Source organism: Mesorhizobium sp. PAMC28654, from assembly GCF_020616515.1.
In the GTDB taxonomy this organism is placed as follows: Bacteria; Pseudomonadota; Alphaproteobacteria; order Rhizobiales; family Rhizobiaceae; genus Mesorhizobium.
Window position 1 is genome coordinate 2,185,578 of record NZ_CP085135.1, and the last position, 14,642, is coordinate 2,200,219.

A 14,642-nucleotide genomic window follows, 5' to 3' on the forward strand; every position below is an offset into this window, starting at 1 on the left:
GCGTAACATACTCCCCTACTGCCTTACTGCCCTACTCCCTCCCAGTTTGTCCGCGGTGACGCAGATAGTGATCAGCGATTGCGCAGGCAACCATCGCCTCGCCGATCGGCACGGCGCGGATGCCAACGCATGGATCGTGGCGGCCCTTGGTCATCACCTCGACGTCGTTGCCGTCCTTGTCGATCGACTTTCGCGGCGTCAGGATCGACGAGGTCGGCTTGACGGCGAAGCGCGCGACGATGGCCTGGCCCGTCGAAATGCCGCCAAGGATGCCGCCGGCATGGTTGGACAGGAAAACCGGCTTGCCGTCATTGCCCATGCGCATCTCGTCGGCATTCTGCTCGCCAGTGATGTGGGCGGCCTCGAAGCCGTTGCCGATCTCGACGCCCTTGACGGCGTTGATCGACATCAGGCCTGAAGCAATGTCTTGGTCGAGCTTGGCATAGATCGGTGCGCCCAGGCCTGGAGGAACGCCATCGGCGACGATCTCGATGACAGCGCCGACCGAGGAACCGGCCTTGCGGATGCCGTCGAGATATTTGGTGAAGACGGGAACGGAAGCCGGATCAGGCGTGAAGAATGGGTTCTCGGCATCGCCGATGAAATTCCAGTTCCAGTTGGCGCGGTCGATCGACTTTTCGCCCATCGACACCAGCGCGCCGCGCACCACCATGCCGGGGACGACTTTGCGGGCCAGGGCGCCGGCGGCGACGCGGGCCGCGGTTTCGCGCGCCGAGGAGCGGCCGCCGCCGCGATAGTCGCGTATGCCGTATTTGACGTCATAGGTGTAGTCGGCATGGCCAGGGCGGTACTGGCGGGCGATCTCGCCGTAGTCCTTCGAGCGCTGGTCGACATTCTCGATCATCATCGAAACCGGCGTGCCGGTGGTGACATGGTCTCGCCGTCCTCGTCGAGCACGAAGCCGGACAGCACCTTCACCTCATCGGGTTCACGGCGTTGTGTGACGAAACGCGACTGGCCGGGCCGACGTTTGTCGAGCTCGGCCTGGATCTCCTGACGCGTGAAGCGGATGCCGGGTGGGCAGCCATCGACGACGCAGCCCAGTGCCGGGCCATGGCTTTCGCCCCAAGTGGTGACTCTGAAAAGATGGCCGAACGTATTGTGAGACATGCAAACCAGCCCTGCCGGCAGCGGAGCCGGGTGAAGCCTGCCTTCTATTGGCGTTTTTTGCGGTGGTCAAACTGTCATCCCAGCCGTTTAAGTTTTGACACATTCGGCTGATTTCTGCTTTCTTCCATACGCCGTTGAGGATCCGCCGCCACAGTGCCGGCGCAATGACCAAAGAGGACGAATATGCGTACCCTGATTGGCGCTGTTGCCGCCACCCTGCTGCTCTCCACCGCTGCTTTCGCCGGCCAGACCGAGGGCCTCATCAAGAAGGTCGACAAGGACGCGCTGACGCTGACGCTCGACGACGGCAAGTCCTACAAGCTGAATGCCGAAACCGATCTCGATGCACTGAAGCCGGGCATGGATATCGTCATCGCTTACGACGTGACGAACGGCGAGAACGTCGTCACCGACATGGAATTGCCGGACAGCTCCGCCAACTAGGACGCTGGCGGCACTCCAGACCCAACATAGCAACGGCCCGAAAATCGCTTCCGGTTTTCGGGCCGAAGTTTTGTTGGCGCTACAACCACTCCAGATGCTGGCCCTGAAGTCGCAATATACGATCCTGCGGCACTTCCAGGTTCGCCGCGTCCTGCTCGGGCACGCCTTCCACGAAGCGAAACAGCGTCCTGATGACACCGCCATGCGTGACGCAAACGGTCTGGCGGGTCAACGCGTCGAACCAGGGTTTTACCCGCTCGAGCAGCATCTGGTAGCTTTCGGCATCCTGGCCGGGCGGCCGGAAATTCCATTTGTCCAAGGCCCGTGTCCTGCTCACCCCCGGGTACCGCGTTTCGAGCTCGGGAAAGGTAAAACCTTGCCAGTCGCCGAAGTTGACTTCGACGAGGCGAGAATCGGTATGATAGGCCTCGGGATCGAGCTTCACCGCCGCGCGTATACGCTCCATGGTCTCGCGCGTCCGTTTCATCGGGCTGGCGACAAAGTCAAAGTCCTCGGGACTTCCAAGAAGTCCAGCCAGCCGATGCCCATTCCGGGTCGCCTGCTCGCGACCGCGCGCGTTGAGGTCGGTGTCGGCCTGGCCCTGCAGCCGGTATTCGGCGTTCCACGCTGTCTGGCCGTGGCGCGCGATATAGACCAGCGGGTACATAAGGCCTTCCGGAAGGGATAGGGACGAACGATCGGCGGTGCTAATCCTTGACCGTCGAAATGTCCGGCGCGTCGACCGCCTTCATGCCGACGACGTGATAGCCGGAATCGACATGATGGATCTCGCCGGTGACGCCACGCGAAAGATTGGAGAGGAAATAGACGGCGGAATCACCGACTTCCTCCTGGGTGACTGTCTGCTTCAGCGGTGAATTGTACTCGTTCCACTTCAGGATGTAGCGGAAGTCACCGATGCCGGATGCGGCCAGCGTCTTGATCGGGCCAGCGGAGATCGCATTGACGCGAATCTTCTTGGCGCCGAGGTCAACAGCCAGATAGCGCACGCTGGCTTCCAGCGCCGCCTTGGCGACACCCATGACGTTGTAGTGCGGCATCACCTTTTCCGCACCGTAGTAGGTCAGCGTCAGCAGCGACCCGCCGTCGGTCATCAGCGCCTCGGCACGCTTGGCGATGGTGGTGAAAGAATAGACCGAAATGTCCATGGTCCGCAGGAAATTGTCGCGCGTCGTCTCGACATAGCGGCCGGTCAGCTCGTCCTTGTCGGAAAAAGCGATGGCATGGACGAGGAAATCGAGCTTGCCCCAATGCTTGGCGACATTGGCGAAAACCTCATCGAGGCTCGCCGGATCGGTGACGTCGCAATGGCCTGCAACAAAGGCGCCCAGTTCAGCCGCCAAAGGCTCGACGCGCTTCTTGAACGCTTCGCCCTGGTAGGTCAGCGCGATCTCGGCTCCATGATCGACGCAGGCCTTGGCGATGCCGTAGGCGATCGATCGATTGTTGGCGACGCCGAGGATAAGGCCGCGCTTGCCGGCCATAAGGCCCTGTCCACCCGCCATGTGAGCGCTCTCCGCAAGATTTTCTGCTTTGTGGAGTGCCCTATCGCACAGGCACAGGGCCCCTTCAAGCGCTCAACACGGACAGTTCGGGGGACAAAGGTGTGAGATCAGCCTTTTTGGCTGCGCATCAGCGCTTCGAGCGCGCTGTCTCCACCCTCCGGCAGCATCAAACGTACATGCGCGTAAAGATCGCCATGGCCGCCGGCTTTTTCCGGCAGACCCCTGCCCTTCAGCCGCAGGACCTTGTCGGAGCTCGACCAGGCCGGAACGTTGACCGCGAGTTTGCCGGTCGGCGTCTCGACCGGCACCTTGGCGCCAAGCACCGCGTCCGCCAGCGTCACCGGCAGATCGGCATGCAGGTCACGGCCCTCGATACGGTAGCGTGGGTGCCGACGGAGGTGAATCTTGACCAGCGCGTCGCCGGGCTGACCGGGTCCTTGCTCGCCCTGTCCCTTCAGCCGAATGGTCTGGCCATCCTCGACATAGGCAGGCAGCTTGACTGCGATCTTGCGGCCATCGGGGAACATGGCCGTCACTTTTTCGGCGTTCGCCGCTTCCTCGATCGTCACGTCAAGCGTGACGTTAAGATCGGCGGCGGTCGCCGGCTGGCGGCGGTCGCCCGGGCCAGCGCCGCGTGCACCCGAAAAGGCATCACCGAAAATCTGACTGAAGATATCGCTGTTGCCATCGAACGGATCGCCGCCCGGACGACCGGAGCGAAACTCGAATCGCGAGCCGCCTGCCCCTTGCTGCTTGCGAAAGCCGCCGAAAGGGTCGCCACCGCCAGCGGCACCTTCAAAGCCCTGGAAACGCGGCTTGCCGTCCGCGTCGATCTCGCCACGATCGAACGCCGCCCGGTTCTTCTCGTCGCCGACGATCTCGTAAGCCTGGTTGGCGGCGGAAAACCGGTCCTTCGCCTTGGGATCATTCGGGTTCTGGTCCGGATGATGCTTCTTGGCGAGCTTGCGATAAGCCGATTTTATGTCCTTGGCCGATGCGTTCTTGGCAACGCCCAGAACCTCATAGGGGTCGCGCATGCGTCCTGCCTGCAAGAAAGGGTGAATCTACTGGCCCTTATATGCGCTCGCATAGGAAGAAATTCCAGTGCCGAAGCGCCAATAATAGGTGCTGAAAATCAGAGCGCCTTGAAGTCCTGCATGAGCCAGACTCCAGCGCTCGCCAGACAGGCTTCGCCCTTGAAAAGGGCGACGCCGTCGAAGCTTTCGCGCGACGCGGTAAAGCGGCGGCAAAGCTGGCCCCCGTCCTTGAATTCAGCCAGCTCCGTGATGGAACCGCGCGACCCGGTGCCGGAATTCGCCCACGGCACGGCTTGTCCGCCGAGTTCCTGGATGTCGGCCGATGATACGGCGTTGCGGATTGTCGTCTGGTCCGAGGCCCGATCCGAATCGATCGGCGTCGCCGAAGCAGGTGTGGTGATGAGGGAGCGGTCGACTTCCGCTTTCTGCAGGCTGAAGCCACCTGTGCCACAGCCGGCTAGCGGCATGGCGATCATCACGACCGCGGCTTTGGCGCTGGCCGAAGCGATAACGCTCCATTGCCTGCTGTCAAAAGCTTGCGCGATACGCGACAATAGGCAACCTCCCTTTGCTTCCTGACAATCTGGGCTTCGTGACAATCTTGGCTTCACGACAATTTGAGAAAAACTATGAGTGATGCAGAGTTAACAAGCGGTGACTTTACAGAGGCGGCGGAGCCGTTTCGCCTCTTTGCGGCATGGCTGGACGACGCCACGAAGAGCGAAATCAACGACGCCAACGGCGTGGCGCTGGCGACCGTCGACGCCGATGGCATGCCGGATATACGGATGGTCTTGCTCAAGGGTTTCGATGAAGGCGGGTTTGTCTTCTACACGAATTTCGAGAGCGCCAAAGGCCGGGAGATTCTTGGCAGCATGAAGGCGGCGATGTGTTTTCACTGGAAGTCGCTGCGACGGCAGGTGCGCATTCGCGGGCCAGTGGAGATCGTCAGCGACGCTGAAGCGGATGCCTATTACGTGACGCGCCCGCGCGGCAGCCGCATCGGCGCCTGGGCCTCGAAACAGTCCCGGCCTCTGGAAAGCCGATTCGCGCTGGAGAAGGCTGTCGCCGAATACACCGCTCGCCATGCCATCGGCGACATTCCACGGCCAAAGCACTGGTCGGGTTTCCGCATCGTGCCGCAGACGATCGAATTCTGGCACGATCGCCCGTTCCGCCTGCATGACCGCGTCGTCTTTTCGCGCGACGGCAAGGGCGGCTGGGACAAGACGAGACTATATCCGTAAAGACAAAGCTCAGGCTTTCTTTCTGGTCATGAACGCCGTGAGTGCGGCGCGTGCCTCGTCCGATTTCAGCCGCTCGCGGAAATGTTCGCTTTCCTCGCCGATGCGGGCGACAAGGTCGTCACGCGAGCCGCGCATGAGATCGCGTGCGATCTTCAGCGCCTGCGGCGGCTTGGTCGCGATCTGGCCGGCCGCAGCCAAGACCGAGGCCTCCAGAGCGCTCTCCTCGACCACCTCATAGATCAGACCAGCGGCCTTCGCGCGCTCGGCCGAGAAGCCTTCGCCAAGGCCGAGCAAGGCGAATGCACCCTGTTGCCCCAAGATCCTCGGCGCCAGAAGGCTCGATCCCGCCTCTGGCACCAGACCGAGATCGACGAAGGGCGTCCTGAAGACCGTGCGCGGCGTGGCGAAGGTCAGGTCGCAATGCAGGTTGAGCGTGGTGCCGATACCGACCGCGATGCCATCGACGCCGGAGACAATCGGTTTCTCGACCCTGGCCAGCGCCATCAGGAAATCCCAGACCTCGGTGCCACCATCGCCGCCGGTGGCCACGACCATGAAATCGGCAAGGTCGTTGCCGGAAGAGAAGGCGCCGGGCACGCCGAGGAAGACATGGACGCGGATCGCCGGATCGGCGTCACCCTCGGCCAGAGCAGTAGACATCTTCGCATACATGGCGCGCGTCAGCGCGTTCTTCTTGTCCGGACGGTTCATGCGGATGATCTGGATGGCGCCCTGGCGCTCGACGACGATATGATCTGTCACGGGTCGATCCTTTTTAAAAACGTCAGGCGATAATCAGCGCCTTGCCGGCAGCGGCAAGGCTTTCGCCGCCGCCGATGACACGATCCTTCAGGGCGTGCACTTCGCCGAGCAGGTTCTCGGCGAAGAAGCGACAAAGCGTCGTGCGGTTTTGGTCGGCAAGCGCGCCGCGCGCCAGATAGGTGCCTCCGGCGGCAAGCGAGATCAGCCGCAGATACGGCGTGGCACCTGCCAGCGCCTCATCCTGCCGGCCGTCCTTGAGCAAGCCTTGCAGGAAGTGCGTCGATTGCGTCAGGTCGTCGAGCGCTTCATCAAGGCAATCGGCCGTGCGGCCGAAGCCTTCGACATTGGACGCCCGCACCGCGCGGGAAATGTCAGCCAGTTCGGCGATATAGCCGTGCACATGCTCACCACCGCCAAGAGGTAGCTTGCGGGTCACCAGATCAATCGCCTGGATGCCATTGGTGCCTTCGTAGATCGGGGCGATGCGCGCATCGCGGTAGAGGGCCGCCGCACCTGTTTCCTCGATGAAGCCCATGCCGCCATGGACCTGCACCCCAAGCGAGGCGACATCGACACCGACATCCGTGGAAAAGGCCTTGGCCAACGGCGTCAGCAGATTGGCGCGGTCGCGCCAATGGGCGGCATTGTCGCCGGCGGACACGCGCGCGCGATCGATGGCGTGGGCGCAGGAATAGCTGATGGCCCGCGCGGTCTGCGTCAGCGCCTTCATCGTCAGTATAGTGCGCTGCACGTCCGGGTGATGGATGATCGGCGCCATGCCGGCACCATCATAGCCGGAGGCCTTGCCTTGCCGGCGGTCATTGGCATAGGCGAGCGCCTTCTGTGTCGCCATCTCGGCGACCGCCACACCCTGCATGCCGACGGCGAGCCGTGCATTGTTCATCATCGTGAACATGCAGGCGAGCCCCTTGTTCTCCTCGCCGATCAGCCAGCCGATCGCACCGGGCTTGGCCCCCTCGAAGCCGTCGCCATAGATCATGGTGCAGGTCGGCGAGGCGTGGATGCCCAGCTTGTGCTCCAGGCCGGAGCAGAAGACGTCGTTGCGTGCCCCAAGCGAGCCATCATCGCCCACCAGGAATTTCGGCACCAGGAACAGCGAAATGCCGCGCGTACCGGCGGGCGCATCGGGCAGCCGCGCCAAAACCAGATGGATGATGTTGTCGGTGAAGTCGTGCTCGCCATAGGTGATGAAAATCTTCTGGCCGAAGATGCGGTAGGTGCCGTCGCCGGCGGGCTCGGCGCGGGCACGCAGCGCGTTGAGGTCCGAGCCGGCCTGCGGCTCGGTCAGGTTCATCGTGCCCATCCACTCGCCGGAAACCAGCTTTGCAAGATACTTCGCCTTCAACGCATCGGAAGCATGCTTGTCGAGCGCCTCGACCGCGCCCATCGTGAGCGTCGGGCCGATGCCGAAGGCCATGGCGGCGGAGTTCCACATTTCGAGCGCCGCGACACCGAGCATCGTCGGCAGCGCCTGCCCGCCAAACTCCTCGGGTCCCGACAGCGCGTTCCAGCCGCCGTCGATCCAGCGGCGATAGAGTTCCTTCCAGCCGGGTGGAGTGGTGACGGCGGCGCCGTTCAGCACAGCTCCCCGCTCGTCGCCGACCTTGTAGAGCGGGGCCACCTCGTCAGTGGCGAACCGGCCAGCCTCGCCAAGAATCGCATCGACCAGATCCTCGCCAAGATCGCCGAACATGCCGGCGTCGAGCGCCGGCTTGAGGCCAGCCACATGCTTCAGCGTGAAGGCGATTTCCTCGACCGGTGCCCGATACATGCCGCCCGCTCCTCCTCAATCTTGCGTGCCAACCCTAGGGCCTACGCGAGCGCAAGACCATCCGCCCTTGGGGCAGCCTCTCCGTCTTCTTTTTACGTAAACGTCAAATTTTGTCACGTGGATTTTGCAAACTTCGGGACAGGCGCTAAATTCGGCAAGCGCCCGACAAAGTTGACAGGCGCTCGGCACGAGATCGGAACCCGCCATGCTTGCCGGACCGGACGCCTGCCGCTGCATCGAATGCGGACTGCCCTACCGGGCGGAAGGTTTTTCCTACCATCAAGGCAAGATCGAGAATGGCGCCGCCTACTGGTCGGATCGCGGCATAATGTGCTCGCCGCGATGCTCGCTTGCGCACCATCGTAAACGCGAGGCCGAGGGAACATTGCCCCAGACGCCGGCGCCCGACCCGTTCGAGATCCAGCCTCTCAACCACCGGTAAAAGCCGTTGCATCATTCGGCGCTCAAAGCCCGACAGCCTCGCCGGCGTCGGCAAAGAGCCCTCGCAAGCATTTCGTTAACCATGACGGTTCAGGATCGATCTTCGATCAACGGGATAGCCTGTCCGAAATGCCGGCGCACGCCCTTCATCGCCTGGCGATTCTGGCCATCGCCGCCGCGATGGCATTCACGCCAACCGCAAAGGCCTCGGACTTCTCCGAGCCCTGGAAGGACGCCGACCGCGCGCTGGTCATCGACGCCTACGAATACAATTCCATCGACTGGGCGCAACTTGCCACCGACAAGCGGATCGTCGGCTTCATCAACAAGGCGTCGGACGGCATGCCGCCGCCCTATTTCTGCTTCGGCAAGGACACCGAGGTGCAGCTCTGCAAGGCGTTGTGGAGACGCTATGTCGTCACGCGCGAACTGTTCCAGACACGTAAGGTCGTGGCCAAGGCACTTGGCCTGAAATGGGGCGCCTATCACCTCGCCCGCCCCGGCAATCCGGTCGAGCAGGCCAACAATTTCATCGATTTCGCCGAACCGGGGCCGGATGATCTGCTTGCCCTCGACCTTGAGGACAATGACCCCACGCAATGGATGTCGCTGGAGGACGCCGAGGAATTTGTCCGCCAGGTGCATCGGCGGCTTGGCCGGTTTCCCATCCTCTACGTCAATGGCAGGACCGCCCAGCACATCGCTGATAACAGCTACAAATACCAGCTTCTGTCGCGGCTGCCGCTCTGGTACGCCCGCTACAAGCCGGCAATCGACGCGCATTTTCCGATGGGCAACTGGAACCGCTACGCATTGTGGCAGTTTTCGGCGCAAGCCAATTGCGGCAAGCTTCGATGTCCCTACAGGGTTGCGGGCACACCCAATGACATCGACGTCAATGTTGCCGCGATGGATGCCGCAAAACTGCGCGAACTATGGCCGTTCGGCGGCTTGATCGACGTTCCCGTGGATTACCTTGCCAGCATACCCGTGCCTATTCCACGCGAGGCGGCCCTGGCGGGTAATGTCGCCATCACCTATGCCAATGTGGCGGCGCCGCCCACCTTCAGCGAACTCGTCGCCGCGCTGGGCACCCGCTGGGCCTCGTTCCACGAAGGTTTCCATATGCCGGTGGTTAAGACCGTGTCGCGCCAACAGCGCGGCATTGCCGACTATGTGGCCTGGATGCGCACTGGAAAACGCTTCGCTTCCAATGAGCAGGCCGCACTCAAGCCCGACATCGACCCCGTCGCTACCGGCTCGATCGGATTCGACCACGGGCTTCGTTAAGCCGCTACCTGGATAGGTTGGAACGAGCTTGGCGGAACGGCCTCAGCCAGCCTGCTCCCGCGCCACGGCCTGCCAGCCAATGTCGCGACGGCAGAACCCCTGCGGCCAGTCGATCTTGTCGATGGCGGCATAGGCCTTTTTCTGCGCTTCGCCGACGGTCTTGCCGGTCGCCGTGACGTTGAGAACGCGGCCGCCATTGGCGACGAGCGCACCGCTGTTGATCGCCGTACCGGCATGAAAAATCTGGACGCCGTCGCTAGCCGCTTCTTCAACCCCGCGAATGACCGACCCTTTCTCCGGTGCACCCGGATAGCCTCTGGCCGCCAGCACCACGGTGAGCGCCGCCTCGTCGCGCCAGCGCACCGACATGTGCCCAAGCTGGCCGTCGGCGGATGCATTGAGCAGAACCAGCAGATCATCCTTCAGCCGCATCATCAGCACCTGGCATTCGGGATCGCCGAAGCGGGTGTTGTATTCGATCAGCTTCGGTCCATTCTCGGTGATCATCAACCCGGCAAAGAGCACGCCGGAAAACGGTGCTCCAAGCTCGGCCATGCCGCGCATGGTTGGCGCGATGATTTCCCGCATCGTGCGGTCGATCATCTCCGGCGTCATCACCGGGGCCGGCGAATAGGCGCCCATGCCGCCGGTGTTGGGACCGGTGTCGCCATCAGCGACGCGCTTGTGGTCCTGCGCGGTGCCGAAGGGCAGCGCGGTGACGCCGTCGCAGAGGCAGAAGAAACTTGCCTCCTCGCCGGTCATGAATTCCTCCACCACCACTTCGGCGCCGGCGCTTCCGAAGGAGCCATCGAAACAGGCCGCGAGTGCGGCCCGCGCTTCGTCGATTGTCATGGCGACAGTCACGCCCTTGCCGGCGGCGAGACCATCGGCCTTGATGACGATCGGCGCACCCATCTTTTCGACATAAGCCTGCGCCGAAGCCAGATCGCCAAAGCGGCCATAGGCAGCGGTCGGGATATTGTATCTGGCGCAGAGATCCTTGGTGAAACCCTTGGAGCCTTCCAGCCGCGCCGCGGCCTTGGAAGGGCCGAAGACCCGAATATTCTGGGCGCGCAGGTCATCGGCAATGCCGGCGACCAGCGGCCCTTCCGGCCCGACGACGACGAGGTCGATCGCCTTGTCCTTGCAGAAGGCCGTGACGGATGCCTGATCGGCAATGTCGAGCTTGACCAGTTCGGCTTCGCGGCCGATGCCGGGATTGCCGGGCGTCGCGTAGAGCTTGGTCAGCAGTGGCGATGCCGCGATCTTCCAGGCCAAGGCATGTTCGCGGCCGCCGGAGCCGATCAACAAAACGCGCATGCCAGTATCCCTTTGCCATTCGACAACGAGACTGCGCTATTGCCCGTTCGCCGACGGGTCAAGACATTTGGCGACTTTCGCTGCGATTGCACACCGGAACATTGTGGCATCAGGTCGCCTCCGCGCGTCCTGATGCGTACCTTGGGCGGTCGGCATCAGCCCTGGAAGACGACCGGGAACCAATCCTCGCGCAGTTTCTGGCCGGGCTTCATGTCATGGCCGGTATAGGGAGGGGACGTGCGGCCGGGCCGCTCGACATAGCGCGCGTCGTCACCGACCCAACGCAGCGAGAGCGCCCTGCGCCGTGCCGGCGTCATGTTGCCGCGCGCGCCATGCGCGGTCCTGAAGTCGAACAGGATCGCGTCGCCCGGCTCCATTTCCCATTCGAGGACCTTCAGGGTCGGATCGTTGTCGGGGTCGGGCACCGGCAGATAATCGCTGTCGCCAGCGTAGAAGTTGCTGTCGTCGAGCCAGCGCACCGGCAGGATCATCTTGTCCCATTTGTGGGAGCCGGCGATCAGGCGCAGCGTTGCCTCCTTCACCGGATCGATGGGAATCCAGAAGCTGACCGTCTGCTGTCCGTCGACGAAATAGTAGGGGATGTCCTGATGCCAGGGCGTCGGCTTCTGCGTACCCGGCTCCTTGACCAGAACGTGGTCGTGAAAAAACTGGGCGGTGCGCGATTGCATCACCGCCGCCGCGATTGCCGCGGCCGGTGATTCCCTGACGACTTTCGTGAATTCGGGGATGCGCTCCCAGTTGCAGTAATCGTCGAAGAAACTGCCGCGGCCATTGGCTATGTCGGACGCGGTGGCGCTGCGGTCCTGCATGTTGCGCTCGATACCGGCTGCGATCGTATCGACCCAGCCCTTGAAGGCACCGCGTATGCAGACCGCACCGTCGCGCTGGTAGTCGGCAATTGTCTGGTTGTCGATATGTTGGGAAGCCATTGGTTTCTCCTGCCTTGGATGGCCTACTATCGCAGCGCTTTCATATCGGGTAAAATAATAACTTCTCATACAGCATATAGTGACATCCTATGAATTTGACGCTCGTTCAGCTGCGCTACATGGTAACCGTCGCCCGGCACGGCAGCGTCACCGCCGCCGCAAGAACGCTGAATGTCTCACAGCCTTCGATTTCCGTTGCGATCGACAATGTCGAGCAGGCCTTCGGCCAAAAACTCTTCGTCCGGCAGCGGGGAAGCGGCATATCGCTGACCTCCTTTGGTCGCTCGGCGGTGGCCAAGGCGAAGCAGGTTCTGGCCGAGGCGGACGAGCTCGCCGGTCTTGGATCACGCGAAGCGGCCGTCGCCGGCGAACTGGTGCTGGGATGTTTCGAGGACCTCGCACCCTATTTCGCGCCGGCGCTCATCCGGTCCTTCTCGGAACGCTGTCCGGCTGTCAGGATGGTCGTGCGCGACGAGACCTTCGAGACGCTGGGACGACGCATCCTCGATTCCGCCGTGGACCTGGGCCTGACCTATGATCTCGGCCTGCCCTCGCACTTCGCCCGCATCCTGCTGCACGAACTTCGGCCGCATGCGCTCCTGCCGGCCGGGCACCCGCTGGCGGATCGTCCAGCGGTCAGCCTGGCGGATCTGGCCGCCTATCCGTTGATCACCACGGACCAGCCTCAGAGCTGGCAGCATATGCTCGACCTGTTCCTGAGCCGCGGCCTCTCCCCCGTGGCTGATATCACGACAAGCTCGTTCGAACTCCAGCGCAGCATGGTCGCCAACGGCTTTGGCGTCGCGGTGAGCTACACGAGGCCGCATGGCGACCGCAGCTATGACGGCCTGCCGCTGGTCTGCAAACCGATATCGGACCCGCTGCCCATGCAGAGAATCATCCTCACGCATGACACACGCCAGCGGCTGTCGAACGCCGCGCTGGCGTTTATCGATGTGGCGAAAGGCTGGTTCTCGGTCCATGATGTTTTCGCGTCATGATACTTGTTTGAGGGCGGGGCTTAGCGCTTGACGGCTTCGGCCTTCACTGCCACTCCAGCACGATGGAACCTGTCCAGTCGAAAGCAGCCCAGGGCCGCGTCGCCGACGCACCGAGCGGCCATTGGGTCTACCGGGTGCTGCCGCGCTGGCTGTGGCCCTACGCGCAGCTTGCCCGGTGGGACCGGCCGATCGGCTGGCAGTTGCTGCTGTGGCCCTGCTGGTGGTCGGCGGCACTTGCGGCGAGCGCCTATCCGCGCCCCGGCGACCCGCTGCTCTCGCTGCTGCCGGCGCCCTGGTATCTCGGGCTATTCCTGATCGGTGCCATCGCCATGCGCGGCGCCGGTTGCACCTACAACGACCTCGTCGACCAGGACATCGATAATCAGGTCGAGCGGACGCGGTCGCGGCCGCTGCCGTCGGGCAAGGTCACGCGCCGGCGGGCATGGTTGTTTCTCGTCATTCAGGCGCTGGCGGGACTTGCGGTTCTCTTGCAGTTCAACAGTTTTGCCATCCTGCTTGGCATCTGTTCACTTGCCATCGTCGCTGTCTATCCGTTCATGAAACGGTTCACCAACTGGCCGCAATTCGTGCTCGGCCTTGCGTTTTCCTGGGGCGCGTTGATGGGATGGGCCGTGGAATTCGGCGACATCGACGGTCCGGCGATCATGCTCTACATCGGCTCGATCCTGTGGGTGATCGGCTATGACACGATCTACGCCCACCAGGACAAGGAAGACGACGCCCTGGTGGGCGTGCGCTCGACCGCAAGGCTGTTCGGCGACAACACCAAGACCTGGCTCGTCGGGCTCTATGGCGGGGCACTGGTGTGCTTTGCCATCGCCTTTGCGTCAGCGCAGGCGCCAGTGCCAGCACTGGCCGGATTGATCGCCGCCGGCGCCCATATGATCAGGCAGATTTCCGTGCTGGAAATCGACGATGCGGACCAATGCCTTCGGCTGTTCAAGTCGAATAACCAGGTCGGCTGGCTGATCTTTCTCGGGCTGATCGGCGGTGCGGTGTGGGTGGCGCTGAAGCCGCTGGTGTAGCGGCATCGCCTTTTCGAGCATATCCCAAATCGGGATCAAGCTCAGTCTCGCGAGATGATCTCCTGGCCGCCGATGACCAGCCTGAGACCCAGGTCGCCTGCCCTGCGGCGAGCGAGGAAGCGAGGGCGGCGCATGGTGGAAATACGCCCCTTGCGACGATCCTGCGCCGGCAGCGTCTTGATGGCCTCGCCAAGCGATTCTTCCAGGGTGCGGGCAACGCCATCGGACTCGATCAGCAGCATAGGCAGGCGGTAGGCGTCGGCCCAGGCGCGCCAGTCGGCGGCGACATCGTCGAGATCGTCGGCCACAAGCAGCGGCACCGACAGCATCGGATCATTGTGCAGCAGTTCCAGCGTCACCGTGACATTGCCATCGGGATCCTCCATCGCGCGGGCGGCAACGCCGCGGAACGCGTTGGCGGGCAGAGCGATGATCGCCGGCACGCCGCTCATCTCCAGCATGCGGCGAATAACGGCGCCGCGATGGTCGATGGTGAAGGTAACGTCGCCATAGTCGTCGCGCGTGGCGTAACTCACCACTTGCGGCAGGCGAAATGGGTCGAGGCGCATGTTGCGTCCCGCCCAGACTGGCTTCAGTCCGGTGTTCATACGGTGCCTTCCTGTCTCTCCTGAGAGCCGGTATCCGGTTCTCTCCG

The 14,642-nt window shown here is 62.9% G+C and carries 15 protein-coding genes and 1 pseudogene; 6 read left to right on the top strand and 10 right to left on the bottom strand.

Translation table 11 applies throughout. The features are described 5' to 3' along the window. Nucleotides 1–31 precede the first annotated feature (31 nt). Nucleotides 32–1,131, bottom strand: a pseudogene (gene aroC, locus LGH82_RS11085) (chorismate synthase). Nucleotides 1,132–1,314: 183 nt separating this feature from the next. Between aroC and LGH82_RS11090 the strand changes: the two are divergent. Continuing rightward, a complete protein-coding gene (locus LGH82_RS11090; protein ID WP_227348523.1) occupies nt 1,315–1,575 on the top strand; it encodes a DUF1344 domain-containing protein in 261 nt (86 codons plus the stop codon). Between the two features lie 79 nt (nt 1,576–1,654). Here the strand turns inward: LGH82_RS11090 and LGH82_RS11095 are convergent, their stop codons facing one another. The 4 genes from LGH82_RS11095 to LGH82_RS11110 all read right to left on the bottom strand — a co-directional run bounded on the left by LGH82_RS11095 (nt 1,655) and on the right by LGH82_RS11110 (nt 4,692). Further along, nucleotides 1,655–2,242 carry a histidine phosphatase family protein gene (locus LGH82_RS11095; protein WP_227348524.1) on the bottom strand — a complete coding sequence of 196 codons (588 nt, stop codon included), beginning with the start codon at nt 2,240–2,242 and terminating at the stop codon, nt 1,655–1,657. Nucleotides 2,243–2,282: 40 nt separating this feature from the next. Continuing rightward, the gene (gene fabI, locus LGH82_RS11100; RefSeq protein ID WP_227348525.1) at nt 2,283–3,101 is read right to left on the bottom strand and encodes an enoyl-ACP reductase FabI; all 819 of its coding nucleotides are present in this window, start codon (nt 3,099–3,101) and stop codon (nt 2,283–2,285) included. A gap of 107 nt (nt 3,102–3,208) precedes the next feature. Beyond that, nucleotides 3,209–4,138, bottom strand: a complete 930-nt coding sequence (locus tag LGH82_RS11105; protein ID WP_227348526.1) for a DnaJ C-terminal domain-containing protein — start codon at nt 4,136–4,138, stop codon at nt 3,209–3,211. Nucleotides 4,139–4,236: 98 nt separating this feature from the next. Next, the gene (locus LGH82_RS11110; RefSeq protein WP_227348527.1) at nt 4,237–4,692 is read right to left on the bottom strand and encodes an RT0821/Lpp0805 family surface protein; all 456 of its coding nucleotides are present in this window, start codon (nt 4,690–4,692) and stop codon (nt 4,237–4,239) included. Nucleotides 4,693–4,767: 75 nt separating this feature from the next. Between LGH82_RS11110 and pdxH the strand changes: the two genes are divergently transcribed. Further along, nucleotides 4,768–5,385 carry a pyridoxamine 5'-phosphate oxidase gene (gene pdxH / locus LGH82_RS11115; RefSeq protein WP_227348528.1) on the top strand — a complete coding sequence of 206 codons (618 nt, stop codon included), beginning with the start codon at nt 4,768–4,770 and terminating at the stop codon, nt 5,383–5,385. A 9-nt stretch (nt 5,386–5,394) separates the two neighbouring features. Here the strand turns inward: pdxH and LGH82_RS11120 are convergent, their stop codons facing one another. Next, the gene (locus tag LGH82_RS11120) at nt 5,395–6,147 is read right to left on the bottom strand and encodes a crotonase/enoyl-CoA hydratase family protein (RefSeq protein WP_227348529.1); all 753 of its coding nucleotides are present in this window, start codon (nt 6,145–6,147) and stop codon (nt 5,395–5,397) included. Nucleotides 6,148–6,169: 22 nt separating this feature from the next. Continuing rightward, nucleotides 6,170–7,939: an acyl-CoA dehydrogenase gene (locus LGH82_RS11125; protein WP_227348530.1), complete on the bottom strand. Its 1,770-nt coding sequence runs from the start codon at nt 7,937–7,939 to the stop codon at nt 6,170–6,172. Nucleotides 7,940–8,144: 205 nt separating this feature from the next. Here LGH82_RS11125 and LGH82_RS11130 point away from each other — a divergent pair, with 205 nt between their 5' ends. Beyond that, nucleotides 8,145–8,381, top strand: a complete 237-nt coding sequence (locus tag LGH82_RS11130) for a hypothetical protein (RefSeq protein WP_227348531.1) — start codon at nt 8,145–8,147, stop codon at nt 8,379–8,381. A gap of 128 nt (nt 8,382–8,509) precedes the next feature. Continuing rightward, the gene (locus LGH82_RS11135; RefSeq protein WP_413771440.1) at nt 8,510–9,670 is read left to right on the top strand and encodes a glycoside hydrolase family 25 protein; all 1,161 of its coding nucleotides are present in this window, start codon (nt 8,510–8,512) and stop codon (nt 9,668–9,670) included. A gap of 42 nt (nt 9,671–9,712) precedes the next feature. Here the strand turns inward: LGH82_RS11135 and purD are convergent, their stop codons facing one another. Together purD and LGH82_RS11145 are read right to left on the bottom strand one after the other, a co-directional pair. Beyond that, a complete protein-coding gene (gene purD / locus LGH82_RS11140) occupies nt 9,713–10,990 on the bottom strand; it encodes a phosphoribosylamine--glycine ligase (protein ID WP_227348532.1) in 1,278 nt (425 codons plus the stop codon). Nucleotides 10,991–11,145: 155 nt separating this feature from the next. Beyond that, the gene (locus tag LGH82_RS11145; RefSeq protein ID WP_227348533.1) at nt 11,146–11,940 is read right to left on the bottom strand and encodes a phytanoyl-CoA dioxygenase family protein; all 795 of its coding nucleotides are present in this window, start codon (nt 11,938–11,940) and stop codon (nt 11,146–11,148) included. An 89-nt stretch (nt 11,941–12,029) separates the two neighbouring features. Between LGH82_RS11145 and LGH82_RS11150 the strand changes: the two genes are divergently transcribed. Both LGH82_RS11150 and ubiA read left to right on the top strand, forming a co-directional pair. Beyond that, nucleotides 12,030–12,941 carry a LysR family transcriptional regulator gene (locus LGH82_RS11150; RefSeq protein ID WP_227348534.1) on the top strand — a complete coding sequence of 304 codons (912 nt, stop codon included), beginning with the start codon at nt 12,030–12,032 and terminating at the stop codon, nt 12,939–12,941. A 62-nt stretch (nt 12,942–13,003) separates the two neighbouring features. Beyond that, entirely contained in the window at nt 13,004–13,987 is a 984-nt protein-coding gene (ubiA, locus tag LGH82_RS11155; RefSeq protein WP_227348535.1) for a 4-hydroxybenzoate octaprenyltransferase, read from the top strand. 41 nt (nt 13,988–14,028) lie between these two features. Here the strand turns inward: ubiA and LGH82_RS11160 are convergent, their stop codons facing one another. Next, nucleotides 14,029–14,595: a DUF6101 family protein gene (locus tag LGH82_RS11160; RefSeq protein WP_227348536.1), complete on the bottom strand. Its 567-nt coding sequence runs from the start codon at nt 14,593–14,595 to the stop codon at nt 14,029–14,031. Nucleotides 14,596–14,642: the final 47 nt, after the last annotated feature.